This window comes from Parvibacter caecicola (assembly GCF_003725335.1).
In the GTDB taxonomy this organism is placed as follows: Bacteria; Actinomycetota; Coriobacteriia; order Coriobacteriales; family Eggerthellaceae; genus Parvibacter; species Parvibacter caecicola.
This window is the reverse complement of sequence record NZ_QIBY01000062.1, coordinates 1-515: the sequence shown is the minus strand read 5'-3', so window position 1 is coordinate 515 and position 515 is coordinate 1. Positions and strand designations below refer to the sequence as shown.

The following is a 515-nucleotide window of genomic DNA, read 5'->3' as shown; positions in this document are numbered from 1 at the left end:
CGCATGACCGCGAGCGCGCCGTCCGAGCCGAGGGGGTCGGAGGCGCCGTAGAACAGCAGCAGGTTGTTCATGATCATGTTCGACACCGCGAAGCCCAGCTCCATGACCGAGGGGGCCACGCCGAGCGCGCAGATGCGCAGCGCCACGCGCCACTTGATGCCGAGGGCCTCGCGGCGCAGCGGCATGGGCGAGCCCCTCTTCAGGAAGAACTTCATGACGAAGGCGGCCGAGAGCGCCCACGAGCATACGGTGGCGAGCCCCGCCCCCGTCATGCCGCCGTCGAGCACGATGATGAACAGGTAGCCGAGCACGATGTTCGCGCCCGTGCCCACGAGCATGGAGCCGAGCGCGCGGTTGGGGTGGCCCGCCGTGCGGATGAAGTTGTTCATGCCGAACGCCACGAACTGCAAGGGACAGCCCGCGATGATGACCGTCATGAAGGCGCGCGCGTGCGGCAGCACCGCGTCGTCGGCGCCCGAGGCGCGCAGGATGGGGTCGAGCGCCGCGAGGCCGAC

General features: G+C 69.9%; 1 protein-coding gene. It reads right to left on the bottom strand.

The genetic code is table 11. The features are described 5' to 3' along the window. Positions 1-515: MATE family efflux transporter (locus DMP11_RS10175; protein WP_268935270.1), on the bottom strand; the 515-nt coding region annotated here is incomplete at both ends.